Genomic DNA, 24,704 nt, shown 5'->3' with positions numbered 1-24,704 from the left:
CCATTTATGCTATAATTTACATTAAATGATTGTATAGGTATAATAAGATTCTCCTGGCCAGGGGAATCTTATTTTGTTTAAGGGAGAGGGTCAATAAATGAACAACGAAAAGTCCAGTTTAACTTCTCTTGTTTCTGCTTTCGCCCGTGCTTATCACAGTGAATACGACCAGCCAAAGGTATTTGATGACTTTGTTGCAAAAAAACTGATTACCCAAAAAGAATTCGCCGACATCCGGGAAAACATGATCAACGGGGTTCCTTTTTTCAATGAAAAAGTAGCCCGACAGTTTCAGGACCAACCAGATGAAATATTAAAATGGATTACGCAAGTTCAACTTTCTCCTACTCCTCTCGCACGTGCAGCCTATTGTGAAAGTGTATTGCTTCATGAAATCCGATTAGGTGTTAAGCAGTATGTCATTCTTGGCGCTGGCATGGATACCTTTAGTTTACGCCATCCCGAATTAAGGGATCAGTTAAAAATATTCGAAGTGGACCACCCAGCAACACAAGCATTTAAAAGGGAACGGATGAAACAGTCGGACTATGAAGTGCCGGCCAACCTTTCTTTTATCCCCATGGATTTAACCGGAGGATTTACGGAGCAGCCGCTAGTGGAAGCAGGTTTTTCTCCCAGCAAAAAAACATTCTTCAGTCTTTTAGGTGTGTCCTATTATCTGATGAAAGAAGAAAATGCCGATTTATTGAAAAAACTGTTTGCCAAAGTGCCTTCGGGCAGTTCGATCGTTTTTGATTACCCGGACGATACACTTTTTGAGGAAAAAGGAATATCGAACAGAGTCCAACATATTGTGCAAATGGCAGCAGCAAGCGGGGAACCAATGAAATCTAGTTTCTCTTTTAACCAACTGGAGAAAATGTTAGAGGATGCAGGATTACTTATTTATGAACATTTATCACCAGAGGCAATCCAGGAGCGATTTTTCCTAAACCGTTCTGACTATTTGTCTGCATTTGAGACGGTGCATTACGTTCATGCGGTCAAAAGATAAGCAGTCTTCCATCAAACGAACATTCCGATTGGGATGTTCGTTTTGCTTTGCTTGGCTGAATCCCAGGCGTCTATGAAAGTATCGGCTGTTTTTGTTGCTAAAGTGGTCAAATAACAATTGTAGTTCGGGGACCCCGTTTATCCTCATTGATTTATCAGAGATAGAACAACTAAAAGTTTAAAAAAGCACTTAATATGACCATATAATGGAGTTGTTCCTTTCGTCTTTACACAAAGCTCAAATTATCATCGCTTAAATCTATCTCAAACTCACTAGAAACCCACTTAACAAATGATGGCCATAAAACACTGACAGCATTTTTTATATCAAATAAGTTTTCATTTAAAAATAAGTTTCTTATATTTTTTTCATAATTACTAGGCGTATTTTTTAATGCGAAACTCTCTTCCACCATACTCTTGTTCGATTTATATTTAACTCTATTTGCTAAACCAACGGTTAAAGCTGCCCAGTACGCTATGTTGGTCACTTCCTTGTTTAAGCTTATGTAATCATTATCCGACAAGGTAAAAACCTTATATATATGTTCGTACATATCCGTTACAGACTCTGTTATTAGCTTTTTAAAATCTGCTCTTTGCTCAGCGAATTCATTATTTTGATTTAGCACATCATAAACATTACTTGGGTCAAAGATTACTATAGCAGTATCTAAGTTATCACCACTTATAGACCATTCGTAATCAATCTCTTTAGATTCCTCCAATGTTCTAAAATAAGAGTTATAACTAATCCCCACAAACATCCCTTCAAAAAAGAATGCATACCACCTATGATAATCCAAGTCACAATCCAACAGCACCCTTAACTCAAGATCTGATTCTGGTGCGTCCAAGCCTTTAGCTGTTGAGCCTTCAATTGCAACCGATACTAATGATTTTTTATATCTATCTTTTAAAACTTCAAGTATTTTGTTGGCAATTTGCAATCTTTCCTTATGAGTAAACTTTTTAGGAAACCAATGTTCCATTATCATTCCACCTGTTATTAGTTTTTTGTTGAAAAAAGGAATATCGTATATATATTAAATACATCCATCTGATTCAGATCCTTCTTCAATAATTCATGAACCATCAAAGCTTTTGTTTACGCTGGGAAAACGACCCAAATATAATGCCTCCCAGCTGGAAGCCCCCTTCATTTACCGCCAGTATGAAGAAATTGTAAAGGGCGAAGAAAAAGGGGCATCCAATTGTATAAAGGAAATCTAAGTCTCTTTCATCATAAACACGCTATTTTCATCTTCCTTGTATGAAGCAAACGGCGGACAATAGTGAAATCCAAAGCTCTCGTATAATTTCCGCGCAGGAAGAAAAGCTGCCATCGAGCCTGTTTCCAGGTTCAACTTTTTATAACCACGGGCCTGGGCTTCTTTTATGATGTGCTGAAGGATTTTCTTTGAAACGCCCTTCCTCAAGTGATTGGAAGACGTTTTCATTGATTTTATCTCTCCATGAGTATCATCAAGTTCTTTTAGCGCTCCGCAGCCAAGTAATTCGTTGTCCTCCCATGCGCTCCAACACGTAATATCGGGGCTTCTTAAACCATCCAAATTAAGCGCATGCCTGCTTTCGGGCGGGGAATGGATCGCCATATTTTGAAGGTGATCCAGGATTAACGCTGTTATGTGTGTACCGGTTACATCGTCTTCACGTATCTCCATATTGCATTCTCCTTGAATTAAATAATACTTCGGCTCTCCTCACATCGAACGAGCCAACCATAAGTATTCCTCCACGTCTTTCCTGCACATTTCCAGCCCTTTTTCCCAAAAAGTCTCGGATGTGATATCTTCTCCAAGATGTTTCGCTGCTAATTGTTCAGCAGACATTCTGCCTGAATCACGCAGTAATGCTAGATAAGCCTGCTCAAATGCCTTCCCGCTTTCCTTTGCTTTGGCATAGAGGCCAAGGGAAAACAAATAACCGAATGTATAAGGAAAATTATAAAATGGAGAATTCGTAATATAAAAATGCGGTGTCCAAATCCATGAATGGACAGATCCGCCTTCAAGAGAGCCCTGATAGCCTTTATTCATCGCTTCTTCCATCAGCTCGTTTAGACGGCCAACTGGAACAGTTCCCTTTTTTCGCTCTTGATAGAATTTTTTCTCAAATAGAAAGCGGGAATGGATATTCATAAAGTTCATGACACTCCGTTTTAATTTTTCATCTAGCAAAAAAAGCTTCTCTTCTTTTGAATCTGCAGCTTTAATCGCCGCATCAAAAATAATCATCTCGGCAAAAGTCGAAGCTGTTTCAGCTAAACTCATCGGATATTGCTTATTCATCCCATCGACCTGCTTCATGGCGTGATTATGAAAAGCATGCCCTAACTCATGGGTAAGCGTCAAAACATCCTTGAAGGTTCCACCATAAGTCATGAATATCCTGGATTCTTCTGTGAGCGGGAAGCCGGCACAAAAAGCAACAACTGACTTGTTTGGACGGTCTTCTGCCTCCACCCATCCTTGTTCAAAGGCTCCACGAACGAAGTTTTCTAGTTCGGGTCCGAATCGGCCTAAATGCTCCAGGACAAAATCAACAGCCTCCCGATAAGAGACCCTCTTCTTGCTTTTGGTTAAGGGAGCCCAGAATTGATAAGCTTCCAATTTTGTTTTACCAAGAATGCGGGCTTTTTCATTTAAATAAGCTATTAAAGGTTGTTTGTTTTTATGAACTGCATGCCACATCGTTTGGAGGGTTTCTTGTTTAATCCGATTATCTCTTAAAGGCTCTTCCAGAACGTCCTCGATTCCTCTTTTTCTATAAACTTGCAGGCGGAATCCGGCTATATGGTTAAGAATTCTGGCGAATAAGTCCTCCTTTTCCGTCCATGTTTGTTCTAAAGCCTCGTGCGCATCTTTTCGCACTTTTTCATCGGGATGGGATCTTAGGTTTATCGCTTGTCCGATTGACAATTCGTTCTGTTCTCCCTCAATGGAAACATGAATACTTAGATCATTTATCAATGCCTTATAAAACGCTCCCCAAGAATGATACCCATCGGCCGTCAGATTGGTTAATAATGACTCTTCCTTCTTAGAAAGCTGCGTTTTACCATTTCTCCGCCATTCCTTCAAAATAAATTCGTAGTTGCTGACTCTTCCCTTATCGAGGATTTCCTGCCAGAATTTTTCCTCTATAGATGCCAGACTACTTTTCATCCTTAATAGGACAGACTCGAAACGCGCGCTTATGTATTCGACATCACCTTGAAGGGAACCGGCGCTCTGGTCTTTGGGATCCTGTGCCAATATACATGTTATAAAGGATTTGGCTTGTGATAAATATTCACGAACTTTCCCGATTTGATTCAACAACTCTAAAATCCAGCCACTTGTGTCATTTGCTTGCGATGGAGTGAAATTTCCCAAGTCGTGTTCAAGTTTCGCGAGCTTAGCTCTTAACTTTCCCAAATGTGCTTGAAATGGACGGGAATTGCTCCCACCCTGGAACAAGGAACCTAGATTCCATACTTCCTGGTACTTTGCATCTGCCATTCTTTCCCCCCTCTCTTATTCTTCCACGCAGGATATTAGTCACCTTAACGCTTTTCCAGATACGATATGCCAATGAAGGTGTTTGGAATCCTGATAATTCCCCAAATTGGTGATTACTCTACAGGCTCCATGTTGGTCCGTTACCATAGCAGCCATCTTTTTGATAACATCCAGCAGTTCTAGCAATAATTCATTATCCTTTTCTTCCAACGTAATTAATGAGGAAATATGTTTCTTCGGTATGGCAACAATGTGTACTGGCCAAAATGGCTTGGTATGATAGTAAGCTAACACATTATCCGTTTCCAGCACCTTGTTAACTTCTGTTTTTCCACTTAACACTTCTTCACAATGAAAATCCTCCGTCATGGCATCCCACTCCTTTTTTCTTCAAATAGATTCCTTTTGCTATGAAACATCCTCGTTTTTCTCCAGTGTACACTTTGTCACATACGTTCGTGCTATAAAGTCATGTATAGCACGTCTGTCTTCCCTAATCCCCACCATAAAGGCACTGACTGCGAATCCAATTCCCAAGGTCAGAACATAGAAAATACCCGCGACGAAATCCCGTAATAACATGGTGCCAATACCGACTTTTCTTCCATCGATTCTGACAATACGGTTCCCTGCCAATCTTCTTCCCAGTGTATAGCCGTACCAGAGCACAGGTAAGCTCAAACTATAAAGAAGTCCGAAAAAATCAGTAAGACGAAACTCACTTCCATTATTAAAGTCCCCGTACAAGAGATAGGAAAAGAGCACAGTCCCTAAGGAAATAATCATGGCATCTATTATTCTGGAGACAATTCTATTATCTAATCCCGCTGGTTCTATAATCTCCACTAGAAATTCTCCTTTTTCAGCAAAAGTCTTTTCTTCCTTATCTATAATAGTTTATCATTTTCCAAAGATTTCTAAAATTCTATTTTTTAAATAGAGGGTAACCAAGATATCGTTAACACCATTCCTTATTAGGTATCAGCTTATCGGAAGGAAGGCAGGCTTCTAATGATATAGAAGATAATAACCAAAATATGTTAAAATAATGGGACGGGAAAGGAGGGATTTCGATGAAAAAAGGAATAGCGCTTTTTATTTTTATTGCGGTAACAGTTATATTAATTTTTTCCTGGCCAAACATAAGAAAAAATTACTTTCCCGAAAAAGAAGCGGAACATCTGATAAAGCAATACTACCAATCACTTATCCAGGAAGATTATGAAAAAGCATTCGACGTTTTATTTTTACAAGATAAGGAAGAAGATGCGGACGAAGACTTTTCGATGGGAACAACGTTGACGAAAGCGCAGGCTAGAGATTTTTATATGGAAAAGATAGCATTTTTAAAAGAACAAAATTACGCCATCAAAGACTTTAACATTACAGACGTAGAATATTCGGATGGTCATACTTTCTGGCACCATCTCATGCTGCAAGTAGAGATAAATGGAGCAAAGAAAAGGCTTCATGAAACGGTCTTCATGCGGGAAGGAAAGTTAATGATAGGAGAAAAAGAGGATCCATATGCCCGATTTAGGGATGGAAAAATGAAGATAGAAATCAAAAAGCCTGAGTAAAGCGAAGAAAGATTTTATTCCATAAAAAAACCCACCTCATCTAACGAAATGGGTGCTTCACTTAAAGTTCTTCAGTATTCAGGTTGATCAGACTTTTTCATCCACCTTATTTATCAACGTATTGTCTTTATCCACCAACCCAAGTGTAAAAGCTTTCTCCATTATTTCCTTTACTTCCAATGTCCGTTTTGAGTGATTGGTATAATGCATTTGAGCTTCCAATGCATCGCGGTGAAACGCAGACATTTCCCTTACATTTTTTTGGTCTACAACTTTTTCCTGTTCGAGCAGCTGCTGAAATTTAGAGAACGAAATATCTTGCGGCTGCTGACTCATACTTGCTCCATTTTGTAATTGATTGCGCAAATGGGCGGAGACTGTTAAGCGGCTGTACGCCGCAAATTGCGTATTTTCTGGTGTGATTTTCATATAAAATCCTCCTGTTTTTTCCTTCACTTGAACATAGCAGCTTTTCTATCCCCATTCATCCAGAAGGTGTTCTGTGGAAACAACCGTTGCAAATTCATGATGCAAGGTGGCCAGAGAGACATTGTGGATGGTCTCTGCATCATAATAGATATTGCTTTGATCCGTTAATCCAAAGGCTGCCGTTGCATCTGAAACTAGGTATGTATCGAAACCCAGATTACCGCTCATTCTTGTGGTAGTAGAGACACAATGCGGAGTGGTAAGACCGGTGATAACCACCCTTGAGATACCATGATGCTTCAACCTCTCTTCCAAATCCGTGCCAATGAAGCCGCTATTTACTTTCTTTGTCATAACCTCTTCCGCATTTTTTGGCTGTACCGACTCTTTTATAGCGAAACCTTTGTTGTCAGGATGAAATAGCGAGTCGGGATTGTCCTGAGATATGTTGCACATGGAAGACCTTCCGTCCGTTTTCTCTCCATAGCGTCAGGATTCTGCTAATGTTTTCTTCCGCTTGTAGGTTGTTTCTTACTCCCCATTTTTCATCGTCAAAAGCTTCTTGTACATCGATGATGATCAATGCTGTGTTTTTATTCATCCGTTTTCTCCTTTGCTCCCTTTTTTTCAGGCGAACTTTCGCTATGCCGATAAACGTTTCGCATCACTTGGAAATCTTGATTTCACCTTTCCGTCGACAACCGGAAAAACATTTAACGAGCAGCTTCCAGGCCCTCTATATCTTGGACCAGTGTAGGCAATCCGTGAAGAAATAAATGCTGTTTTCCTTCCAGTTCCCTTGTGGTTGCTTGTGGAAGCTTTTCAGCATATGCAAGATGGTGTGCAAAAGGAACGATGTCTTCATCCACACTATGATAAAGGAACAAATTCGGTATGGCAGGGAGCTTTTGTTCGAAATTAGGCTGGAGTGTAAATTCTTTTGACCTCCAATTTTCTTCCAGCCCCCAATATGGGGAGGCAATAATAAACAAACCGGAGAAATGGAGGTGACACGAGTGCTCCGTTAAATATTTAAGCAAGACAGAACCACCCAATGAATGACCAATTAAAATCACGTCTCCAGTAAGTTTATGGAGTTCTTTTTCGAGCTGATTCTTCCAAAATGCATACACTGGATTTTCTGGTTCAGGCATTTCAGGAGAAACAACGTTATAGTTATCTCCAAGCTCCTTGTTTAAATAGGAAGACAAGTTGCCGCTTCCCTGATCTTGACCTTGTGGACCAGCACTATGAACAAACAACACCGTTTTTTTCATAAAGATATCCCCTCCTAAATACCGGAACTACTCACTAAACACTCCTGTCTCTTTAGTACTTCAACAAAATTAGCGTTAATCCTGCTTGGGTTTGGTAAGGTCTAACGCCTTTTTTACTGCTTCTCTTGCATGAATAACTGTCGTATCAAACAAAGGGACTGCTGCGTCTTCCGGTTTAACTAGTAAGCCTATTTCCGTGCATCCTAAAATGATCCCTTCTGCCCCATTTTTCACTAAATGGCGAATAACCTGTTTGTAATAATCCTTTGAGGAAGAGGCAATTTCACCCAAACATAATTCATCATAAATAATACTGTTCACCTTAGTCCGTTCGTCTTCGTCCGGAACTACAACGTTGATTCCGTTTGATTCCAATCGCGCCTTATAAAAATCTTGTTCCATCGTGTACTTTGTTCCGAGCAATCCTACTGTTTTTATACGGGCAGTTCGAATTTGAGTTGCCGTGGCATCAGCGATATGCAAAACAGGTATTTCCACTTTGTCTTCTATGTAATCAATCACTTTGTGCATCGTGTTGGTGCAAATCACGATAAAGTCCGCGCCCGCTTTCTCAAGAGAAAATGCGACTTCACCTAAATGCTTTCCAGCACTTTCCCAATCGCCTTCCGCTTGATAACGTTCAATCTCCTCAAAGTCCACACTATACAACAGACATTTAGCCGAATGTAAACCGCCTAACTTGTTTTTCACTTCTTCATTGATAATTCGGTAATACTCTACGGAAGATTCCCAGCTCATGCCACCTATAAGTCCTATCGTTTTCAAATTTTATCCCTCCATGTCTGGATTAGATATCCTTTTAACAAGAAAGCTCTTTATGTATAGCAACAACTCTAGTAATGAAACTACTACTTCACTGCGTGGATTTTTCAAATGAACGTCAAGTCCGTTTAACAGTCACTTTTCCTTCTTGATTTTGTTCAATATCCCAATAGATTTGCATTTCAAAAGTACCTTCTTCAAACAGATAAGGAAAGCTCAACTTCGTTGCGACCTGCATTGGAAGTTGCATGGCCTTATCTATTTGTATCCAAGTCGGTTCTCCCTCTGGTGGATTTTCTAGCAGTTCGCCGCTGAAGTCTTCCGTTATGTAATTAAAAATGATATAACGATCGCTTTTTTCTTCATTCACAAATTCATACAGACCTTTGTAGACCAGATTTCTCACCGCTAGTCCAGTCTCCTCCCTCACTTCACGAATTGCGCCATCTACAAAACTTTCCGGAAACTCCACTTTTCCACCAGGAGGAATATAGCCTTTTAACGCATCATGCTGCCTGTTTAGCAGCAATACTCTGTTTTTATCTTTTATCATACAGGTGGTCCAAAATTTATAATTAATATTTCCGTTCACTTATTAACCCCCTTTAGACGCTCGGATACTTCTCTTATTTATTCTTCCATTTTATTTAGCATTTCAATTATTTTAAATATACACTAGTATAATCATTGCAAATTAATCAAATTTTGGCAATAATTTTCCGAGAAGTATAAGAAGTGTTGGATGGATGAAGAAGCGAATCGGGGCACACTCAAGTTCAATTAAAAACTTATTTTCAAGTCGACAGTTTCTTTTGGAAAGTCGCTACGAGATAATTTTTCACCCGTGATGTATTGTCTATAAGAAGTAATGGTTCCATCATGCGAAACGATATAAATTCTTTTTTTGCCTGTTTGCTTACACCTATTCAGGAATTTTTTTGCAATACGCGCAAACGCTTGTTCAGAAATCTTATTGATTCCTTTTGACCACCACTCACCAGATTGTTCTTCTATGAAAAAATCATTGAATTCTTCTGTTACTTTTTCTCTTGGAAGGAGCGTATCACAAGGCAAGGTCTCCCACTCTGGATTTTGAGGAAACATTCTTGGAGAGACGAGCGGGCTCACCATTTTCGTACAGTCAGTACCCTCACTCCATATTTGAGTTGTTTGTAACGTTCTTCTTAGAGGACTGCTGATAATTAGTTCTGTTTCTGATAAAGGGAACTGCTTTCGAAGTGATTTTGCCTGAAGGATTCCTGCTTCGGTTAATCCGGGGTCTGTCATATGTAAACTTTCAGGTGGATTCAAGGTATGTTCTCCTTGTCCGTGCCTGGTAAATACTAATTCCATTATTTTCCCTCCCATTCTATTGACATGGTTATTGTTATAAACTCCATTATGATAGCAATGCTAAATGCCAAGTAAACAATCACACCTCAAAGATTGGGACCAATCCAGCAAAACCCTATATCTGTAGCTGGTTTTTCCTATTTCAGTATGAAAGCCATATAATGATAAACTACCAAAGCTACTACAATTATCGGCGATAATTTCTAAAACCAATGCTGTTTTAAATTAAAACCACTAACTTGCCAAAGAAGTTAGTGGTTTCCAACGAGAATGCCAATCCTATTACCGCTCTTCCTCACTGTCGACCTCTGGGTTCTTCCGCTCAAGAAGCAGTTGCTTGATCTCCCGAATTTCCGCTTTTAGTTCCTGGTTATCTTTCGATAGCTTTTCCAACTGATCCTGATGTAGATCTTCGCCTTCCTGACTGAGGAAGTCTACAATCACCGCTACTACCAGGTTGAGGATTACCAAGGCGCCGATGACGATGAAGGAGATAAAGTAAATCCAGGCCCATGGTATTTCGTTGATTACCGGTCTTGCAACCTGGCTGGCCCACGATTCAAATGTGACCACTTGCGTCAAGGTGAACAGGGAAGCATGGAAGCTGCCAAAGTATTCAGCCGGCAAGACATCTCTGAAATAGGTGGTGCCGATAATCGCGTAAATGGAAAAGATCAATACCGTCAAGCCCAGTATTCCTGTTAAAGCTGGAATCGACCGCATTAAAGAGTCGACGATTTTTCGTAATGCCGGAACAGCAGGGATCATTCTTAACAGACGCAGGACTCGTACCAGCCGTACAACCGTAACAAACGGGGCTGTATAAAAAATCAAGCTTGCAGCCACGATCAAAAAGTCAAAGACATTCCAATTATCCGAGAAGTACCTTTTAGCCCCGAGTCCGGCCAATTTGATCACCATTTCCACCACGAATATCCAAATAATGATCCGATCCAATACTTGGAGCATTCGATTGCCCACAAAATAGGTTTCGGCAATGATGACTAATCCATTTAACACAATGATCGCAATGACAATTGCTTGAAAGTATTTATTTTCAGCTATCTCCCCGAGTTTATTTCTGGGAACATGCTGCTGATTTGATATATGTTTGTTTGCTGACATGCTGCCTCCCTCACAACCATTTTTGTCTTATATACTATATACCGGTTGTTTCTTCTTCGCATTATATCAGAATTGTGTGTTCCTTATTACTTGGAAGGCTTAAGTTAGAGAACTTTATGGAATCTAAAAAAGTTACGCTTGATCAGTCAGAATATCGAACGGGAACTTTTTACCAAAACCATGATTTCAGCTTTATATTTTCATAGATATCCTTGTAAAGATTGTTGATTTCCGCAAGATCGGATTGATTCTTCTCAAATCGCTGGATCAGTGCTTGGTTCGCTTTCCCGTCAAAATTATGTTCAAGTTTACCAATGATATCCCTGTGTTTTTCGGAAAGAGGCTGGACCTTATAACATCGGGCAAGGTATTGCTTGTAGAACTCCACTTTTGATTCCAAATCACTTTTGATGCGTTTCTTTAACTCATACTCTTGCCTCTCCGTTTCTAAGTAATTTTCCCACCAGTCCGCTATATTCTTTTCTTTCATTGAATCCACCACTTTTCTTCTTGTATTGCATTATTGGATTTTTAACCATTGGGCAAGCAGCTGATCCATCTGGGTAAAATCCTTGCTCATTTTTTCCATGTTATAAGCAATATCCCCTGTGTCCAAATGGGACCTTTGAAGTTTTGCCAACAGGTCTTCCAGTTCATCGATATCAAGTAACATCGGGATTCCTTCTGGTCCAATATCTGTCACATCACGAAGGGCTTCTTCCACATGAGAAGCGTTCAACTTATCAAATTCACCATAACCTACCATATTTATGTACTTACTCTTCAATTCCGTCATCGTTGCTAAGTAGTCATCGAGAAAATGTATCAAAGCCTTTCTTGTCACTGCTATTTGGTGCTCACTGTCCTTCAGCTCTGTCACATAACTATCCATTAAACTCGCCTGGATACGGATAGGAAAGTCCGAAACGCCACTATTTTTCAGAGCTAAAGGTGACATTGTTAATTGGTCTTGAATCTTTTCATCATATAAAAGACTTGGCAGAAAATAGCCGTTTTCATCATACATGCTGTTGTCCATATAATTCTTGATGCCATGACTCGATAATCCCCAGCCGCCGGGCGCAGGATCCCCCATATAATAAACGGAACCAACGGATTTTTTATAATAGGTTCCTACAGAATCATCAGGGTAAGTGTAAGAGATGATGTTATCTTTAAATTCTCCATTTAGAGCTCGCTTTTGATTTTCATCGGACAGTAAATCAAAAACATCTGCCGCAGCGAAAGTAATGGCATTGGAATCATACTTCACCGCATAATACTGAGCAAGTCCGCCGCCTAACGAGTGGCCGACAAAGGTGATGTTGTTGGCACCAAATTGCTTTACATATTTATTAACGATGGTGTCCGCTTCGGTAAATTGGTTTTTGTTGGTGTATGTGATGGTTATATCATGGGGATTTAACTTAGCTGTACCAGCAAGAAGCGCAGCATCTTGTGAGGGGCTTGCTATATAAGGTGTTTTTCGATATTCCTTTTTGCTATAATTGGAATTACCAAGGACGATACCTTCCACATCTTCTTTCACATCTTTTGCGAATTCAGAAAAGTCCGTGTCTTTCGTTTCATAAATCAGTTTGCCATCTTTTAGTTTCGCCCCTCCACCAGCTCCTGCCAACCTCGCATCCTGTGAAGGGGAAGCAACATATTTTTGTTCGACTTGTTTAGTGGTAGTGGTCGGAAGTTCTGTACCACGGAAACTGATTACCACTTCTTCTGTCTCGGGATTCTGCAGGACGTAACCGTGAAGGCCGGTGTCTTTGTCAGTGATGGTTTCGATGGTTTTCCAAACGATATTCTGACCATTAAAGTTTAAGAATTCAATTTCCTTTTTGCCGTCCTTATAAGTTTCCTCTGAGATACCACTTGCTTCAAAATCAGTTACACCTTGTCCCATAGATAATTTTTCCTTTCTCTTGTATACTCCTGTTAAAGAGGTGGTTTTGTGAAAAAAATAAAATATTTACCAATATTTACTTTATTAGCTATTATACTATTAGGAGGTTGTAATGTGAACCAAACCAAGAATAGTTACGATCAAGAAACAATATCAAAAGCTAAAGAATCCGCTAAAAGTTATATTGAAAATAACTACGAAGGAATTCATTCTATTGAACTGGAAGAGCCATACCAAGCACCCATGGGAAGCATGACAGTAGATGGAACGGTAAATGGAGAAATTGGATTCTCGATTAGTTTAAATAAGGATTTCACGATATCTAGAATTGGTAAAGACGAAGGATTTCCGGAAGAAAAGGAAGAATGTAAAGAAAAAACATGTGATTATTAATGAAGGATGGTAAATGCTGTGTGGAAGTTTCTATTTACTGTACTGTTGATCACTTCCATAATTCTTACAGGTTGCAATGTTGATTCAACCAACCAACTATATAATGATGAAACAAAAGAAAAAGCTAGAGAAGTTGTCGAGAAGTATTTGCAAAATAATTTCGTGGGAATCACCTCTGTGCAAGTTACTGACATTTATCAAAGTCCGATGGGTGGATTAACCGTTGATGGCAATGTTAACGATGGAGAGGCAGATTTTTCAGCAGGGGTTGAAAGTGACTATACCATAGGGAGTATAGGAGTAAGTAAAGAGTTTCCCGAAAGGAAAGAAGTATATAAATAAAATAGTTGTGGTGATTAATTGAAAAAGGATTGGTATTCCTTATGCGTGAAATTACTTTCATTATTTTGTTCATACTCTTAATGCTAGCAGGTTGTAATGTGAATAGTAATAAAAACAACTTCGATGAGGAAACGATTAATCAAGCTAAGGAAACCGCAGAGAGTTATTTAAAAAACAATTATGAAAACATCCAAACTATTGAATTTAATGATGACCATAATAACCCAATGGGGGGAATAATGATCCGTGGCATTGTTAATGGAGAAGCAGGTTTCTCGGTTAGTGTTGATCCGAAGAATTTTGTTGTTAACAGTGTTGGCGAAAAAAAAGGCTTCCCCGATAGAAAAGATGAATGCAGAGAAAAAAGTTGTGATTATTAATGGAAAAGGATGGCTACCAAGTTTAGGAAAATTTCTATTCATTATTATTTTGCCATTCGTTTCGTTAGTAGGATGTATGGCCGACATTGATCAAAATAACTTCGATGAAGAAACCATTAATCAAGCTAAAGAAACAGCTGAGAGTTTCTTAAGAAATAATTATGAAAGTATCCAGACAATAGAATTTAGTGAGGATTACAGTAGCCCTATGGGTGTGATGCTAAGAGGAACGGTTAATGGAGAATCAGAGTTTTCTATTAGCATGAATAATTCTCTTCAAATTGAAAGTATTGGCGCAGGGGAAGGGTTTCCTAACATAAAGGAAGAATGCAAAGAACAAGGCTGTGATTATTAATTAAGGATGGTATTCTCCTTGTGGAAATTTCTTTTTGTATTAACCACTATCATGTGTGTTGGATGTAATTCGTCTAATCCGTATGACGAAAACACAATCTCTCAAGCTAAAAAAACTGCTGAAAGCTATATTGAAAACAAACTATAAAGGTGTGGAATCAATTACATTTAAAGACAAAGCCCTATGGGAGCGTTGACAATTGATGGTAAGGTAAATAATAAAGGTGGTTTCTCTATAACATTTAACGAGGATTTTACAGTGGCCGGAATCAGTTTAGAAGAAGGCTTCCCCGCTGAAAAAGAAAAGTGCGTAAAAAAAGTTTGTGATTATTAAAATAGGTAGGTTTTAAAAGTGTGGAAGTTTCTATTTACTTTACTGTTGATCACTTCCATAATTCTTACAGGTTGCAATGTTGATTCAACCAACCAACTATATAATGATGAAACAAAAGAAAAAGCTAGAGAGGCTGTCGAGAAGTATTTGCAAAATAATTTCGTGGGAATAACCACTGTGCAAGTTACTGATATTTATCAAAGTCCGATGGGTGGATTAACCGTTGATGGCAATGTTAACGATGGAGAGGCAGATTTTTCAGCAGGGGTTGAAAGTGACTATACTATAGAGAGTATAGGAGTAAGTAAAGAGTTTCCTGAAAGGAAAGAAGAATGTAAAGAAAATACTTGTGGTGATTAATTGAAAAAGGATTGGTATTCCTTATGCGTGAAATTACTTTCATTATTTTGTTCATACTCATAATGCTAGCAGGTTGTAATGTGAATAGTAATAAAAACAACTTCGATGAGGAAACTATAAATAAAGCTAAAGAAACTGTTGAAAGTTATTTATATAATAACTATGAAAACATTCGTACGGTGGAATTTAGTAATGATATGAGCGATCCGATGGGTGGATTGATGATTCGCGGCACAGTAAATGGAAAGTCGGGTTTCTCTGCAAGTGTTGATCCACAAGAATTTACGGTGAATAGCCTTGGGGAAAAAGAAGGCTTTCCTAAAGTAAAAGATGAATGCAAAGAAAAGGTTTGTGATTATTAATTAGAACTAGCGTTTTATCCCTTCCACGTTAATTCCTCATTAATGTTAGATGCATGTATTTCATAATATTTAATTACCGCCAACAAAGTCCTCCTCCTTTGTTTTTACTTCTTAGTAGATTTGATGATTAAAAGACTAACGGAGTAACATAAAAATATACAGACTTCCCACTCTTCAGCAATCACTGTCCAACACTTAAATCATGCTTATATCAAATTACTTCATAATGTCGTATTTAACATGGACAACACCTGTTCCTTCAAGAACTTGAGTGGATTTTAATCGGACTGTTACTTGCCCAATTTCATCAAATAAACGTACGCCTTTGCCAAGCAGGACAGGAGCGATGTGTAAATCCATTGCCTCTAACAATCCGGTTTGTATGCATTGTTGGGCAATACTTGCGGTACCAATACTTACATCTTTTGTACCAGCTGATCGCTTTGCTTGTTCTACGGCCTGTTCAATCCCTTCAGTTATAAAAGTAAACGGTGTACTGCCTTTAGGGTACTCCTTAGGGATTTTATTCGTAAGCACAAATACAGGAACCTTTTTTAAAGGATGACTTCCACCCCATCCCTTAACGATGTCATAAGTACGTCTGCCAACGATCATGGCACCAGTTTTTTTAGCTGCCAAGTCGAAAACGTTTCGGTCGATTTGGGAAAGCTTAAAAAAAGGATTAACCTCGCTTGTTTTATCTCCAGAAAACATCCAGGCATGCAGGATGTCACCGTCATCACCTAATGGGGATTGTTGAGAATCATTACTTCCCGCTATAAACCCATCGAGTGACATAGAGATATTTAAAACGACCTGGCTCATAACAATTCCTCCTTCGCTAGACATTTTCAATGGAAAACTTATGAAATATATTCTCGATTGTTGTATTAATACCTTTTTTTATAAGTAATTCATTTTAAAAAAACTTGAATTGGTTAGAGCGAGGGGCTAGTTGCAAAAAGGAATAAGCGAGGATTTGTATGTATAGAAGAGGTTATATATTCAGCTTTCTGGCATAGTCTACATTCATTTCTTAAAAAGTTACCAATGAGAACCGAAAGTGCAAGCTATAAAAAGACCCCGAATTTCGGGAAAAACTTTCTACCGAAATCAGGGTCGTGTCTGCTTTTCTTTAATTAGGCATTGAATAACGTACATATAGAGTGAAAGCTGGTAGAAATAATCCTGAATCAGTAACGAATTAATGTAGGTGAACCCACGTCACGCTTCGCTTTCTTCAACCGTCCCATCAGGATTCTTTCCTTCGAAGTCATCAAGCAATGCTCGCACTTCATCTGTCGACTTTGTGCCCATTAATTGATTTCTTAAACTACTCGCCCCGCGGAATCCTTTGACATAAATCTTGAAAAAGCGAAGAAGCGGTTTGAACGGACGTGGCTCGAATTCTTTTGAATATTTGTCATGGAGATCAAGGTGCAGCCTTAACAGATCTAGCAATTCCTTACTGCTATGATCTTGGGGTTCCTTTTCAAAAGCAAATGGATTGTTGAAAATGCCGCGGCCGATCATAACTCCATCCACATCATATTCTTGAGCGAGCCTCAATCCGGTTTGACGGTCGGGAATATCTCCATTGATCGTCAACAGTGTATCTGGTGCCACTTCATCGCGAAGCTTCTTAATCTCTGGGATCAGCTCCCAATGGGCATCTACTTTGCTCATTTCCTTTCTTGTACGCAGATGGATGGAAAGATTGACAATGTCTTGTCTCAATAAATGCGCTAACCAGTCTTTCCACTCGTCCACCTCTGTGTAACCGAGCCTTGTCTTCACACTTACAGGCAATCCTCCTGCCTTTGCTGCTTGTATGATCTCCGCAGCAACGTCGGGACGGCGGATAAGGCCGCTCCCCTTCCCTTTGGGTGCAACATTCGCTACCGGACAGCCCATGTTGATATCTATCCCCTTAAAACCTTGTTTCGCCACCCCTATACTCGTTTCACGAAACAATTCGGGCTTGTCCCCCCATATATGTGCCACCATTGGCTGTTCATCTTCTGTAAAAGTCAAACGCCCGCGCACACTCTGGTTTCCCTCCGGGTGACAATAACTTTCTGTATTTGTAAACTCTGTAAAGAACACATCAGGTCTGGCTGCTTCACTCACCACATGGCGAAAAACAACATCTGTCACATCTTCCATTGGTGCCAGTACAAAAAATGGCCGTGGTAAATCGCGCCAAAAATTATCTGTCATGTTTAACTCCATTCCTCTCATTATGGGACGTAACAAACCCTTATCCCCAAAATAAAAAAAGCAAAATGGCTTTGCTCCCTTTACACTTATACCATGCTTAAGCACTATTTATCAAACAGTAAAAGCTTAGTAGTTAAAAATTCCCAATCAATAAGATAGTTAGACCACTCTTCCTATTTTTCAGAAGATTGTTGTTTTTTGTGATAGATTGGTTTAGGATGGTGTTGTAGGGATTTATTACCAAAAAAGAGGAGGACGAAGAATGAAAAAGTTGTTAGGAGTACTTCTTATTGCTTTCTTGGCCATTCCATTATTACCGGCTGATAAAGCATCTGCAGCACCTGCGCCGGAATTGACAAATGTCCAAATATTCGGGGTTACTTCGGACGCAGCCAATTATGTATGGGAAGATGTTAACTTCAACCAGCAAAGCGCTGTGAATCCGATGGGGGGAGAAACGGGATATCTGGCCGTCTATGTAGAAGGCACGATTCAACAAGGTACATTCCGGGTTTACAATAATGGAAATAATATCACCTCCCAAACCTTTAAAGCCTTAGATGATGAATACGTAACCGACAGCGGCAATAATGTGATAGGTACGATCAAGTATGTCGGCTTTCCATTATCCGCAGTTTCAAGTGGAAGATTCACCATTTCCGCGAACAACTACTATCCACCAAATAATACACTATATGAAAACTTATATATTGAAGTAGAATAGGAGTTTTTAAGATATGAGAATCACCCCCGATAATACACAATTCGCCGCTTACAGCCGCCTTACGGTTTCTGCACATTTGCGAAACCAATTAAGGGATGGTACAAGTATGACGGAACAACAGGAAGATCTCTCTTTTTCTAAGTTTCAGGAACTTCTGGACGAAGAAAAAGTTGTGAATCAAAAGAATGCGAGAGAAATGTCCAATTTTCACCGGAGTGCTTTAGAAACACAAATGAATTACACAGATAATCCAAAACGCACGCAGGAAGTAAAAGGTATCATGGAAAAAGCGTTCGCCTTAGGATTGGTGGATGAAGATAATACGCTAATCAATAAGTTTGACCAAAAAGCCTGATACCAGGGATAATTTACAAAACAGCCTTTTCCTTTTTAGGAGAAGGCTGTCTTCTTTTTATTTCACCTAAATAACGTTTTTCCTTGGAAATAAAACGCCCCTGATTTCGCAAAAGAATTATTTTAACGAAATCAGGTTCTATTTGCATAATTATTTTTTTAAGCGAATCTCCGCCACTGCTTCAATATGTCCTGTTTGCGGGAACATGTCGACTGGCTGAACCTGTTTGGTTTCATAGCCGCCGTCTTCCAAAATTCGCAGGTCTCTTGCAAGGGTGGATGGATTGCAGGATACGTAGACGATCCGCTCCGGTTTCATGGTGATCATAGCTTCAAGCAAATCCTCGTCACAGCCTTTCCGCGGCGGATCGACGACGATGACATCCGGGCGCAGCCCTTGCGCTGTCCACCACGGCATGACTTTTTCTGCTTCCCCGACGTAGAACTCCGTATTCTCGATATGGTTCAGTTTGGCGTTTTTCTTAGCATCCGCGATGGCTTCCTGGACGATTTCCACCCCATACACCTTTTTCGCCTGCTGAGCTAAAAACAGCGAAATTGTGCCGATTCCACAATAAGCGTCAACGACAGTCTCTCCTCCGGTCAATGCCGCATATTCCAAGGCCGTATCATACAGCCGTTTCGTTTGCGGCGGGTTCACTTGATAAAAGGATCGTGCGGAGATAGCGAATTTAATATCACCGATATTATCATAAATGTACTCATTCCCCCACAATACCTTGGTATCTTTTCCAAAGATGACATTGGTCTTCTTTTTGTTGACGTTATGCACAATGGATTTGACGTGCGGATAGGTCTCATGAATCTCCTTGACCAACTCTTCCTGATGGGGGAGCTCTTCTGTCCTGGTGATCAACACGATCATCGTCTCGCCGGTTTCTTGTCCAGTCCGTACCATGATATGGCGAAGGACTCCTTTATCGTGTTCCTCATCGTATGCGGAGATTCCCAGTCGGTCGGCCATACGACGGACGACTTCCACCATCCGGTCATTGACTTCGTCCTGAATGACGCAGCGGTCCATGCCTTCAATGATTTTGTGGCTGCGCTTTTGGTAAAAGCCAGTGATCAATTCTCCGTCGCGTTCTCCGACAGGAATCTGCACCTTATTCCGATAGCGCCAAGGATCTTCCATTCCCAGCACCGGATGAACCGGTACATCCTCCAGGTGAGCGATTTTACGCATGGCATTCTTCACTTGATTTTGTTTCATTTTCAGTTGCAGCGAGTAACTCATATGCTGCAGTTGACAGCCACCACACTGGACATACACGTCACAAGGCGGCTCCACTCGCTCTGGGCTAACTTCTTTTATATCCAACAACTTACCGAATCCGAAGTTTTTATTCACTTTGACAACTTTCACTTTTGCCGTTTCTCCGGGAAGTGCATACGGAACAAACAGTGGGTAACCTTCCACTTTTCCGACACCGGCCCCTTCATGGGTCAGATCCTGGAACGAAAGCTCGATCGTCTGATTCTTTTTTACAGGCGGCTTTTGTTTAGCCATAACTATCATCGTCCTTCTTGTCAATTGCTGACAAAAGTTTACCACATATAGGGACGGAAAGGAAATATCTATTCACAAACTGACATTTCCGGTAATTTCCCGGGAAATATTTGCCTTTTCGACATATCCTTTTCCATCTGTTTACATCTTCCGTGAAGCATTTTTTATAAAGGCGATTTCTCCTAATAGTCAAATGCCCGAAAGGTAACAAAAGACGCACAGGCGGGAATGCCGTGCGTCTCATTATTAAGAATTTTCCAGTCTAGCCGCCTTCTTGGCCTCTTCTTTTTCAATGAAGCTTTCCGGGACAAAATATTCAATATGACGGTAGAGGTTGACGAATTCTCCCGGCAAATTGCCTCCATATTCCCCGTCGACATTCAGTTGCATCTTCTCTTCCGTATGCACCTTGATCCGGTTGGCCCGGGCATGGAAAAGCAGCGCGTCTTCCAAATGGGCGCCTCGCAGTGCCAGCGTGGCAATGCGGATAAACTCGGCAATGTTGGCTTTTTTCAGTATCAGCAAATCGAACATGCCATCATCCATCGTTGCGCCAGGGGCCAGTTTTTCAAAGCCGCCAACCGAATTGGTATTCGCCACTAAAAACAACATGATTTCATCCTCGAAAATTTTTCCGTCATACTCGATGGTTACTTTAGTCGGCCGCAAAGACGGCAGCATTTCTATCCCTTTTAAGTAATAAGCAAGTTGACCCAGCACTGTCTTAAGCTTGCTCGGTACTTCGTAGGAGAGCTCTGTCAGTTTTCCGCCACCGGCAATATTCATGAAGTACTGGTCATTTACCTGGCCAATATCGAGTGCTTTCACCCGATCTGCCAGGATAACGTCCACTGCTTTATGAATATTACGCGGAATGTGCAACGCACGCGCTAAATCATTGGTGGTACCGACCGGAATAATACCGAGTTTCGGACGAAAATCATTGCCGGCGATGCCGTTGATTACTTCGTTGATTGTCCCGTCTCCCCCAGCTGCAATTACGATGTCGAATCTTCGATCCACAGCTGTCTGGGCTGCTTTGGTGGCATCCCCCGCACACGTAGTGGCATGAGCCGATGCTTCGTACCCTGCTTGTTCCAGCGATTGTAAAACGCCGGGAAGTTCTTTTTTAAAGGCTTCTCGACCAGATGTTGGATTGTAAATAATACGGGCCCTTTTCATAAGGTCTCCCCCTGTTCCATCTATCATTGCAGGCATCTGTTAAAGCCAGACCGCCCTATTGAAAAAAAACAAAGACAAGCACCGTTTGCTAGTCCATCTTCCATCATAGCCCTTTTCCGCCGGTTTGAAAAGCTTTTTCCACTGATTTAAAGCGGGAATATTAATCAAGCTTGTCTGGATGCCAGGAACGCCTGCCTTTCAACTTTTCAGGAAAAAAGAGGATTGCTTCCCATTAGAAGCAATCCCCCATCTCGCAGTATTAGCGCTTGTCCATTTCTTCTTTCAGAATCTTGTTGACCATTGGCGGATTCGCCTGACCTTTGGTAGCTTTCATCACCTGGCCGACCAAGAAACCGAGCGCGCGGTCTTTACCGTTCTTATAATCGATGATCGACTGCCCATTTTCATCAAGAATGCCAGTCACGATTTCTTTCAGCTGGCCTTCGTCGGAAATTTGCACGAGTCCTTTTTCCTTGACGATCTGTTCTGGATCGCCGCCTTTTTCCACCAGCTCGGCGAAGACCTTCTTGGCAATTTTCGAAGAAATCGTTCCATCTTCGATCAGCTTGATCATTTTCGCGAGTCCTGCAGGTGTCAAAGCAAGATCATGCAGCTCAACCTGCTGCTTGTTCATGTAGGCAGACACCTCTCCCATCAACCAGTTAGAAGCTTGTTTGATATCCGCTCCCTGTTGAATGGTCTCTTCAAAGAAATCGGACATCTCCTTGGTACTGGTCAATACCATGGCATCATAAGCAGGCAGCTCGAGTTCATGGATATAACGCTGTTTGCGGGCATCCGGCAATTCGGGAATCTCCGAACGGACGCGTTCCTTCCAAGCCTCGTCGATAAAAAGAGGTACTAAATCAGGCTCAGGGAAGTAACGATAATCATCCGATCCTTCTTTTACCCGCATTAAGATGGTTTCTTTTGTCTGTTCATCATAGCGCCTTGTTTCCTGTAAAATTTCTCCACCGGAAAGCAGCACTTTCTGCTGGCGCTTTTCTTCAAATTCCAGCCCTTTTTGAACAAACGAGAAGGAGTTCAGGTTTTTCAATTCGGTTTTCGTCCCGAACGCTTCCTGTCCGATCGGACGGATGGATAAGTTGGCGTCACAGCGCAGTGAGCCTTCTTCCATTTTACAGTCCGAAACACCGGTATATTGAATGATGTTTTTCAGTTTTTCCAAGTAAGCATATGCCTCTTCCGGTGAACGCAAGTCCGGCTCCGAGACGATTTCGATCAATGGAGTACCCTGACGATTGTAATCGACAAGCGAATAACCATCGTCACTATGCGTCAACTTGCCGGCATCTTCCTCCAGGTGAAGACGGGTAATCCCGATTTTTTTCTTCTGACCGTCCACCTCGATTTCGATCCAGCCATGTTCGCCTATCGGCTGGTCAAACTGGGAGATTTGGTAGGCTTTCGGATTATCCGGATAGAAATAGTTTTTCCGGTCGAATTTAGTATCAGTGGCAATTTCACAATTCAGTGCCATAGCCGCTTTCATCGCGAAGTTCACTGCCTCCTCGTTAAGGACCGGCAGTACCCCTGGATATCCTAAATCAATCGGATTGACATTGCTGTTCGGATCAGCACCGAAGTGATTGAAGCTTGGGCTGAATATTTTCGAATCGGTTTTCAACTCGACGTGGACTTCCAAACCGATAATCGTTTCAAAATTCATTAGTTGGCACCTCCCAATTCAGGCTGTTTTTTATGGTGGTCGGTTGCCTGCTCGAATGCATAAGCGGTCCGCAGCATGGTCGCTTCATCAAAGTGCTTGCCGATGATTTGCAAGCCGATCGGCAACCCATCGCTGGAAAATCCACACGGTACGGACATTCCCGGAACCCCGGCAAGGTTGACTGGAATCGTCAAAATATCATTTGTGTACATGGTTAGCGGATCATCGATAATTTCGCCGACTTTAAAAGCAGGAGTAGGCGTCGTCGGCCCAACAATCACATCGTAATTCTCGAAAACTTTTTCAAAATCATTTTTGATCAGCGTCCGGACTTTCTGTGCCTTTTTATAATAAGCATCATAGTAACCGGAACTCAATGCGAATGTTCCAAGCATAATCCTGCGCTTCACTTCATCTCCGAAGCCTTCGCTGCGGGAACGTTTGAACATATCCATCATATTATCCGCCTGCTGGGAACGGACGCCGTAGCGGACACCGTCAAAGCGAGCCAGGTTGGCGGACGCTTCAGAAGATGACAACAAGTAGTAGGCGGCCACTGCATAGCGTGAATGCGGGAGGGAAACTTCTTCCCATGTAGCACCTAAATCTTCATATACTTTCAAAGCATCGAGTACTGCTTGCTTCACTTCCGGATTGACACCTTCAGATAAATATTCAGAAGGCACGGCTATTTTTAATCCTTTTACTCCCTGATCAAGGGTTTCAGCATAGTTCGGAATGTCGATATCAACGGATGTAGCATCCATCGGGTCATGTCCTACTATTGCCTGCAATAGGTGGGCATTGTCTTCCACCGTGCGGGTAATCGGGCCTATTTGATCCAGCGAAGAGGCAAATGCCACTAAGCCAAACCGGGATACAAGTCCATAAGTCGGTTTCGATCCGACAACACCACAAAAGGCAGCCGGCTGACGAATCGAGCCGCCTGTATCAGAACCAAGGGAGAAAAATACTTCTTTGGCGGCAACCGCTGCTGCAGAACCACCGCTCGAGCCTCCTGGTACATAATCGGTGTTCCAAGGATTGCGTGTAGTGAAGTAGCTCGAATTTTCATTGGATGATCCCATGGCAAATTCGTCCATATTCAATTTTCCAATGGTAACCGTATTCTCTTTCTGGAGTTTCTCGACGACTGTAGCGTCGTACAATGGATCGGTAAAATTATCGAGGAACTGACTGGCACACGTCGTGCGCAGACCTTTGGTCACAATGTTGTCTTTTATGCCGATCGGCAGGCCGTATAATAAGGAGAGAGCGTCTCCTTGCTGCTGATCGAGCTCTTCCGCCCTGGCTTTCGCCTTTTCTTCATCCAATGTCAAAAACGCTTTGACTTGATCATCGACAGCGTTGATACGGTTGAATGATTCGGCAACCAAATCGCTGACGGTGATTTCTTTATTATGTAGCTTGTCCTGTAATTGTTTTAACGTATAATCAAAAAGCGACATGCTTTG

General features: G+C 41.1%; 30 protein-coding genes and 1 pseudogene. 11 read left to right on the top strand and 20 right to left on the bottom strand.

The features are described 5' to 3' along the window. The first annotated feature begins 97 nt into the window (after nt 1–97). Nucleotides 98–1,015, top strand: a complete 918-nt coding sequence (locus ERJ70_RS02395; protein WP_209366910.1) for a class I SAM-dependent methyltransferase — start codon at nt 98–100, stop codon at nt 1,013–1,015. Nucleotides 1,016–1,241: 226 nt separating this feature from the next. Here the strand turns inward: ERJ70_RS02395 and ERJ70_RS02390 are convergent, their stop codons facing one another. The 5 genes from ERJ70_RS02390 to ERJ70_RS02370 all read right to left on the bottom strand — a co-directional run bounded on the left by ERJ70_RS02390 (nt 1,242) and on the right by ERJ70_RS02370 (nt 5,384). Continuing rightward, nucleotides 1,242–2,006 (bottom strand): kanamycin nucleotidyltransferase C-terminal domain-containing protein, encoded by a 765-nt coding sequence (locus ERJ70_RS02390; protein WP_209366909.1) that lies wholly within the window; start codon nt 2,004–2,006, stop codon nt 1,242–1,244. A gap of 237 nt (nt 2,007–2,243) precedes the next feature. Beyond that, nucleotides 2,244–2,699 carry a GNAT family N-acetyltransferase gene (locus ERJ70_RS02385; protein ID WP_209366908.1) on the bottom strand — a complete coding sequence of 152 codons (456 nt, stop codon included), beginning with the start codon at nt 2,697–2,699 and terminating at the stop codon, nt 2,244–2,246. Nucleotides 2,700–2,738: 39 nt separating this feature from the next. After that, the gene (locus ERJ70_RS02380) at nt 2,739–4,538 is read right to left on the bottom strand and encodes a M3 family oligoendopeptidase (protein ID WP_209366907.1); all 1,800 of its coding nucleotides are present in this window, start codon (nt 4,536–4,538) and stop codon (nt 2,739–2,741) included. 39 nt (nt 4,539–4,577) lie between these two features. After that, a complete protein-coding gene (locus ERJ70_RS02375; protein WP_209366906.1) occupies nt 4,578–4,907 on the bottom strand; it encodes an HIT domain-containing protein in 330 nt (109 codons plus the stop codon). Between the two features lie 39 nt (nt 4,908–4,946). Then, complete coding sequence (locus ERJ70_RS02370) at nt 4,947–5,384, bottom strand: RDD family protein (RefSeq protein WP_209366905.1); 438 nt, start codon at nt 5,382–5,384, stop codon at nt 4,947–4,949. Between the two features lie 227 nt (nt 5,385–5,611). Here ERJ70_RS02370 and ERJ70_RS02365 point away from each other — a divergent pair, with 227 nt between their 5' ends. Further along, entirely contained in the window at nt 5,612–6,118 is a 507-nt protein-coding gene (locus ERJ70_RS02365; protein WP_209366903.1) for a hypothetical protein, read from the top strand. A gap of 87 nt (nt 6,119–6,205) precedes the next feature. Here the strand turns inward: ERJ70_RS02365 and ERJ70_RS02360 are convergent, their stop codons facing one another. The 9 genes and pseudogenes from ERJ70_RS02360 to ERJ70_RS02320 all read right to left on the bottom strand — a co-directional run bounded on the left by ERJ70_RS02360 (nt 6,206) and on the right by ERJ70_RS02320 (nt 13,003). Continuing rightward, nucleotides 6,206–6,547, bottom strand: coding sequence for a YolB family phage-derived protein (locus ERJ70_RS02360; protein WP_209366901.1), 342 nt, complete (start codon nt 6,545–6,547; stop codon nt 6,206–6,208). Between the two features lie 45 nt (nt 6,548–6,592). Next, nucleotides 6,593–7,148: pseudogene (locus ERJ70_RS02355) on the bottom strand (cysteine hydrolase family protein). 112 nt (nt 7,149–7,260) lie between these two features. Beyond that, a complete protein-coding gene (locus ERJ70_RS02350; protein WP_209366900.1) occupies nt 7,261–7,824 on the bottom strand; it encodes an alpha/beta fold hydrolase in 564 nt (187 codons plus the stop codon). Between the two features lie 75 nt (nt 7,825–7,899). Further along, nucleotides 7,900–8,610 (bottom strand): aspartate/glutamate racemase family protein, encoded by a 711-nt coding sequence (locus tag ERJ70_RS02345; RefSeq protein ID WP_209366898.1) that lies wholly within the window; start codon nt 8,608–8,610, stop codon nt 7,900–7,902. 115 nt (nt 8,611–8,725) lie between these two features. Further along, nucleotides 8,726–9,199 carry an 8-oxo-dGTP diphosphatase gene (locus ERJ70_RS02340; protein ID WP_209366896.1) on the bottom strand — a complete coding sequence of 158 codons (474 nt, stop codon included), beginning with the start codon at nt 9,197–9,199 and terminating at the stop codon, nt 8,726–8,728. Between the two features lie 188 nt (nt 9,200–9,387). Then, the gene (locus tag ERJ70_RS02335) at nt 9,388–9,960 is read right to left on the bottom strand and encodes a histidine phosphatase family protein (protein WP_209366894.1); all 573 of its coding nucleotides are present in this window, start codon (nt 9,958–9,960) and stop codon (nt 9,388–9,390) included. A gap of 282 nt (nt 9,961–10,242) precedes the next feature. Then, entirely contained in the window at nt 10,243–11,085 is an 843-nt protein-coding gene (locus ERJ70_RS02330; RefSeq protein ID WP_209366893.1) for an ion transporter, read from the bottom strand. Nucleotides 11,086–11,254: 169 nt separating this feature from the next. Beyond that, on the bottom strand, nt 11,255–11,575 hold the full coding sequence (locus tag ERJ70_RS02325) for a hypothetical protein (protein ID WP_209366891.1): 321 nt from the start codon (nt 11,573–11,575) through the stop codon (nt 11,255–11,257). A 30-nt stretch (nt 11,576–11,605) separates the two neighbouring features. Beyond that, a complete protein-coding gene (locus tag ERJ70_RS02320; protein WP_209366889.1) occupies nt 11,606–13,003 on the bottom strand; it encodes an alpha/beta fold hydrolase in 1,398 nt (465 codons plus the stop codon). Between the two features lie 48 nt (nt 13,004–13,051). Here ERJ70_RS02320 and ERJ70_RS02315 point away from each other — a divergent pair, with 48 nt between their 5' ends. The 7 genes from ERJ70_RS02315 (at nt 13,052) to ERJ70_RS02285 (ending at nt 15,528) form a co-directional block, all read left to right on the top strand. Next, complete coding sequence (locus ERJ70_RS02315) at nt 13,052–13,396, top strand: hypothetical protein (protein ID WP_209366887.1); 345 nt, start codon at nt 13,052–13,054, stop codon at nt 13,394–13,396. 18 nt (nt 13,397–13,414) lie between these two features. Beyond that, entirely contained in the window at nt 13,415–13,738 is a 324-nt protein-coding gene (locus tag ERJ70_RS02310) for a DUF1433 domain-containing protein (RefSeq protein WP_209366885.1), read from the top strand. Between the two features lie 98 nt (nt 13,739–13,836). Further along, on the top strand, nt 13,837–14,118 hold the full coding sequence (locus ERJ70_RS02305; protein ID WP_209366883.1) for a DUF1433 domain-containing protein: 282 nt from the start codon (nt 13,837–13,839) through the stop codon (nt 14,116–14,118). After that, nucleotides 14,108–14,473 (top strand): hypothetical protein, encoded by a 366-nt coding sequence (locus ERJ70_RS02300; protein WP_209366882.1) that lies wholly within the window; start codon nt 14,108–14,110, stop codon nt 14,471–14,473. The genes ERJ70_RS02305 and ERJ70_RS02300 overlap by 11 nt, the downstream gene beginning before the upstream one ends. Before the next feature lie 183 nt (nt 14,474–14,656). Continuing rightward, nucleotides 14,657–14,806: a hypothetical protein gene (locus ERJ70_RS02295; RefSeq protein ID WP_209366880.1), complete on the top strand. Its 150-nt coding sequence runs from the start codon at nt 14,657–14,659 to the stop codon at nt 14,804–14,806. A gap of 18 nt (nt 14,807–14,824) precedes the next feature. Continuing rightward, the gene (locus ERJ70_RS02290) at nt 14,825–15,166 is read left to right on the top strand and encodes a DUF1433 domain-containing protein (RefSeq protein WP_209366878.1); all 342 of its coding nucleotides are present in this window, start codon (nt 14,825–14,827) and stop codon (nt 15,164–15,166) included. A gap of 80 nt (nt 15,167–15,246) precedes the next feature. Next, entirely contained in the window at nt 15,247–15,528 is a 282-nt protein-coding gene (locus tag ERJ70_RS02285) for a DUF1433 domain-containing protein (protein ID WP_209366876.1), read from the top strand. Between the two features lie 216 nt (nt 15,529–15,744). On the opposite strand, the gene ERJ70_RS02280 is transcribed toward ERJ70_RS02285, so the two are convergent. Both ERJ70_RS02280 and ERJ70_RS02275 read right to left on the bottom strand, forming a co-directional pair. Beyond that, entirely contained in the window at nt 15,745–16,353 is a 609-nt protein-coding gene (locus ERJ70_RS02280) for a dihydrofolate reductase family protein (RefSeq protein WP_209366875.1), read from the bottom strand. 399 nt (nt 16,354–16,752) lie between these two features. Beyond that, nucleotides 16,753–17,748 (bottom strand): tRNA dihydrouridine synthase, encoded by a 996-nt coding sequence (locus ERJ70_RS02275; RefSeq protein WP_209366873.1) that lies wholly within the window; start codon nt 17,746–17,748, stop codon nt 16,753–16,755. 262 nt (nt 17,749–18,010) lie between these two features. On the opposite strand from ERJ70_RS02275, the gene ERJ70_RS02270 reads away from it, so the two are divergent. Next, nucleotides 18,011–18,472 (top strand): DUF4879 domain-containing protein, encoded by a 462-nt coding sequence (locus tag ERJ70_RS02270; RefSeq protein WP_026569252.1) that lies wholly within the window; start codon nt 18,011–18,013, stop codon nt 18,470–18,472. 13 nt (nt 18,473–18,485) lie between these two features. Continuing rightward, nucleotides 18,486–18,827 carry a YolB family phage-derived protein gene (locus ERJ70_RS02265; RefSeq protein ID WP_209366871.1) on the top strand — a complete coding sequence of 114 codons (342 nt, stop codon included), beginning with the start codon at nt 18,486–18,488 and terminating at the stop codon, nt 18,825–18,827. A gap of 150 nt (nt 18,828–18,977) precedes the next feature. On the opposite strand, the gene rlmD is transcribed toward ERJ70_RS02265, so the two are convergent. From rlmD to gatA, 4 genes are all read right to left on the bottom strand, one after another. After that, nucleotides 18,978–20,357 (bottom strand): 23S rRNA (uracil(1939)-C(5))-methyltransferase RlmD, encoded by a 1,380-nt coding sequence (rlmD, locus tag ERJ70_RS02260; RefSeq protein WP_209366870.1) that lies wholly within the window; start codon nt 20,355–20,357, stop codon nt 18,978–18,980. A 246-nt stretch (nt 20,358–20,603) separates the two neighbouring features. Continuing rightward, nucleotides 20,604–21,539: a diacylglycerol kinase gene (locus tag ERJ70_RS02255; RefSeq protein WP_209366868.1), complete on the bottom strand. Its 936-nt coding sequence runs from the start codon at nt 21,537–21,539 to the stop codon at nt 20,604–20,606. A 259-nt stretch (nt 21,540–21,798) separates the two neighbouring features. Then, nucleotides 21,799–23,229, bottom strand: coding sequence for an Asp-tRNA(Asn)/Glu-tRNA(Gln) amidotransferase subunit GatB (gatB, locus tag ERJ70_RS02250; protein ID WP_209366866.1), 1,431 nt, complete (start codon nt 23,227–23,229; stop codon nt 21,799–21,801). After that, a complete protein-coding gene (gene gatA, locus ERJ70_RS02245) occupies nt 23,229–24,698 on the bottom strand; it encodes an Asp-tRNA(Asn)/Glu-tRNA(Gln) amidotransferase subunit GatA (RefSeq protein WP_209366864.1) in 1,470 nt (489 codons plus the stop codon). Before gatA ends, gatB begins: the two co-directional genes overlap by 1 nt. Nucleotides 24,699–24,704: the final 6 nt, after the last annotated feature.

This window comes from Sediminibacillus dalangtanensis (assembly GCF_017792025.1).
GTDB classification, from domain to species: domain Bacteria; phylum Bacillota; class Bacilli; order Bacillales; family Amphibacillaceae; genus Sediminibacillus; species Sediminibacillus dalangtanensis.
The sequence above is the reverse complement of the archived record's forward strand: the minus strand, read 5'-3'. Positions and strand labels throughout refer to the sequence as shown.

What these genes read in the sequence shown, in the direction of transcription:
- ERJ70_RS02320 (WP_209366889.1), bottom strand. Translation starts at nt 13,003, where the DNA reads ATGGGACAAGGTGTAACTGATTTTGAAGCAAGTGGTATCTCAGAGGAA.
- ERJ70_RS02365 (WP_209366903.1), top strand. Translation starts at nt 5,612, where the DNA reads ATGAAAAAAGGAATAGCGCTTTTTATTTTTATTGCGGTAACAGTTATA.
- ERJ70_RS02325 (WP_209366891.1), bottom strand. Translation starts at nt 11,575, where the DNA reads ATGAAAGAAAAGAATATAGCGGACTGGTGGGAAAATTACTTAGAAACG.
- ERJ70_RS02270 (WP_026569252.1), top strand. Translation starts at nt 18,011, where the DNA reads ATGAAAAAGTTGTTAGGAGTACTTCTTATTGCTTTCTTGGCCATTCCA.
- gatA (WP_209366864.1), bottom strand. Translation starts at nt 24,698, where the DNA reads ATGTCGCTTTTTGATTATACGTTAAAACAATTACAGGACAAGCTACAT.
- rlmD (WP_209366870.1), bottom strand. Translation starts at nt 20,357, where the DNA reads ATGGCTAAACAAAAGCCGCCTGTAAAAAAGAATCAGACGATCGAGCTT.
- ERJ70_RS02350 (WP_209366900.1), bottom strand. Translation starts at nt 7,824, where the DNA reads ATGAAAAAAACGGTGTTGTTTGTTCATAGTGCTGGTCCACAAGGTCAA.
- ERJ70_RS02255 (WP_209366868.1), bottom strand. Translation starts at nt 21,539, where the DNA reads ATGAAAAGGGCCCGTATTATTTACAATCCAACATCTGGTCGAGAAGCC.
- gatB (WP_209366866.1), bottom strand. Translation starts at nt 23,229, where the DNA reads ATGAATTTTGAAACGATTATCGGTTTGGAAGTCCACGTCGAGTTGAAA.
- ERJ70_RS02280 (WP_209366875.1), bottom strand. Translation starts at nt 16,353, where the DNA reads ATGAGCCAGGTCGTTTTAAATATCTCTATGTCACTCGATGGGTTTATA.
- ERJ70_RS02275 (WP_209366873.1), bottom strand. Translation starts at nt 17,748, where the DNA reads ATGACAGATAATTTTTGGCGCGATTTACCACGGCCATTTTTTGTACTG.
- ERJ70_RS02375 (WP_209366906.1), bottom strand. Translation starts at nt 4,907, where the DNA reads ATGACGGAGGATTTTCATTGTGAAGAAGTGTTAAGTGGAAAAACAGAA.
- ERJ70_RS02335 (WP_209366894.1), bottom strand. Translation starts at nt 9,960, where the DNA reads ATGGAATTAGTATTTACCAGGCACGGACAAGGAGAACATACCTTGAAT.
- ERJ70_RS02360 (WP_209366901.1), bottom strand. Translation starts at nt 6,547, where the DNA reads ATGAAAATCACACCAGAAAATACGCAATTTGCGGCGTACAGCCGCTTA.
- ERJ70_RS02265 (WP_209366871.1), top strand. Translation starts at nt 18,486, where the DNA reads ATGAGAATCACCCCCGATAATACACAATTCGCCGCTTACAGCCGCCTT.
- ERJ70_RS02390 (WP_209366909.1), bottom strand. Translation starts at nt 2,006, where the DNA reads ATGGAACATTGGTTTCCTAAAAAGTTTACTCATAAGGAAAGATTGCAA.
- ERJ70_RS02380 (WP_209366907.1), bottom strand. Translation starts at nt 4,538, where the DNA reads ATGGCAGATGCAAAGTACCAGGAAGTATGGAATCTAGGTTCCTTGTTC.
- ERJ70_RS02395 (WP_209366910.1), top strand. Translation starts at nt 98, where the DNA reads ATGAACAACGAAAAGTCCAGTTTAACTTCTCTTGTTTCTGCTTTCGCC.
- ERJ70_RS02330 (WP_209366893.1), bottom strand. Translation starts at nt 11,085, where the DNA reads ATGTCAGCAAACAAACATATATCAAATCAGCAGCATGTTCCCAGAAAT.
- ERJ70_RS02385 (WP_209366908.1), bottom strand. Translation starts at nt 2,699, where the DNA reads ATGGAGATACGTGAAGACGATGTAACCGGTACACACATAACAGCGTTA.
- ERJ70_RS02295 (WP_209366880.1), top strand. Translation starts at nt 14,657, where the DNA reads ATGGGAGCGTTGACAATTGATGGTAAGGTAAATAATAAAGGTGGTTTC.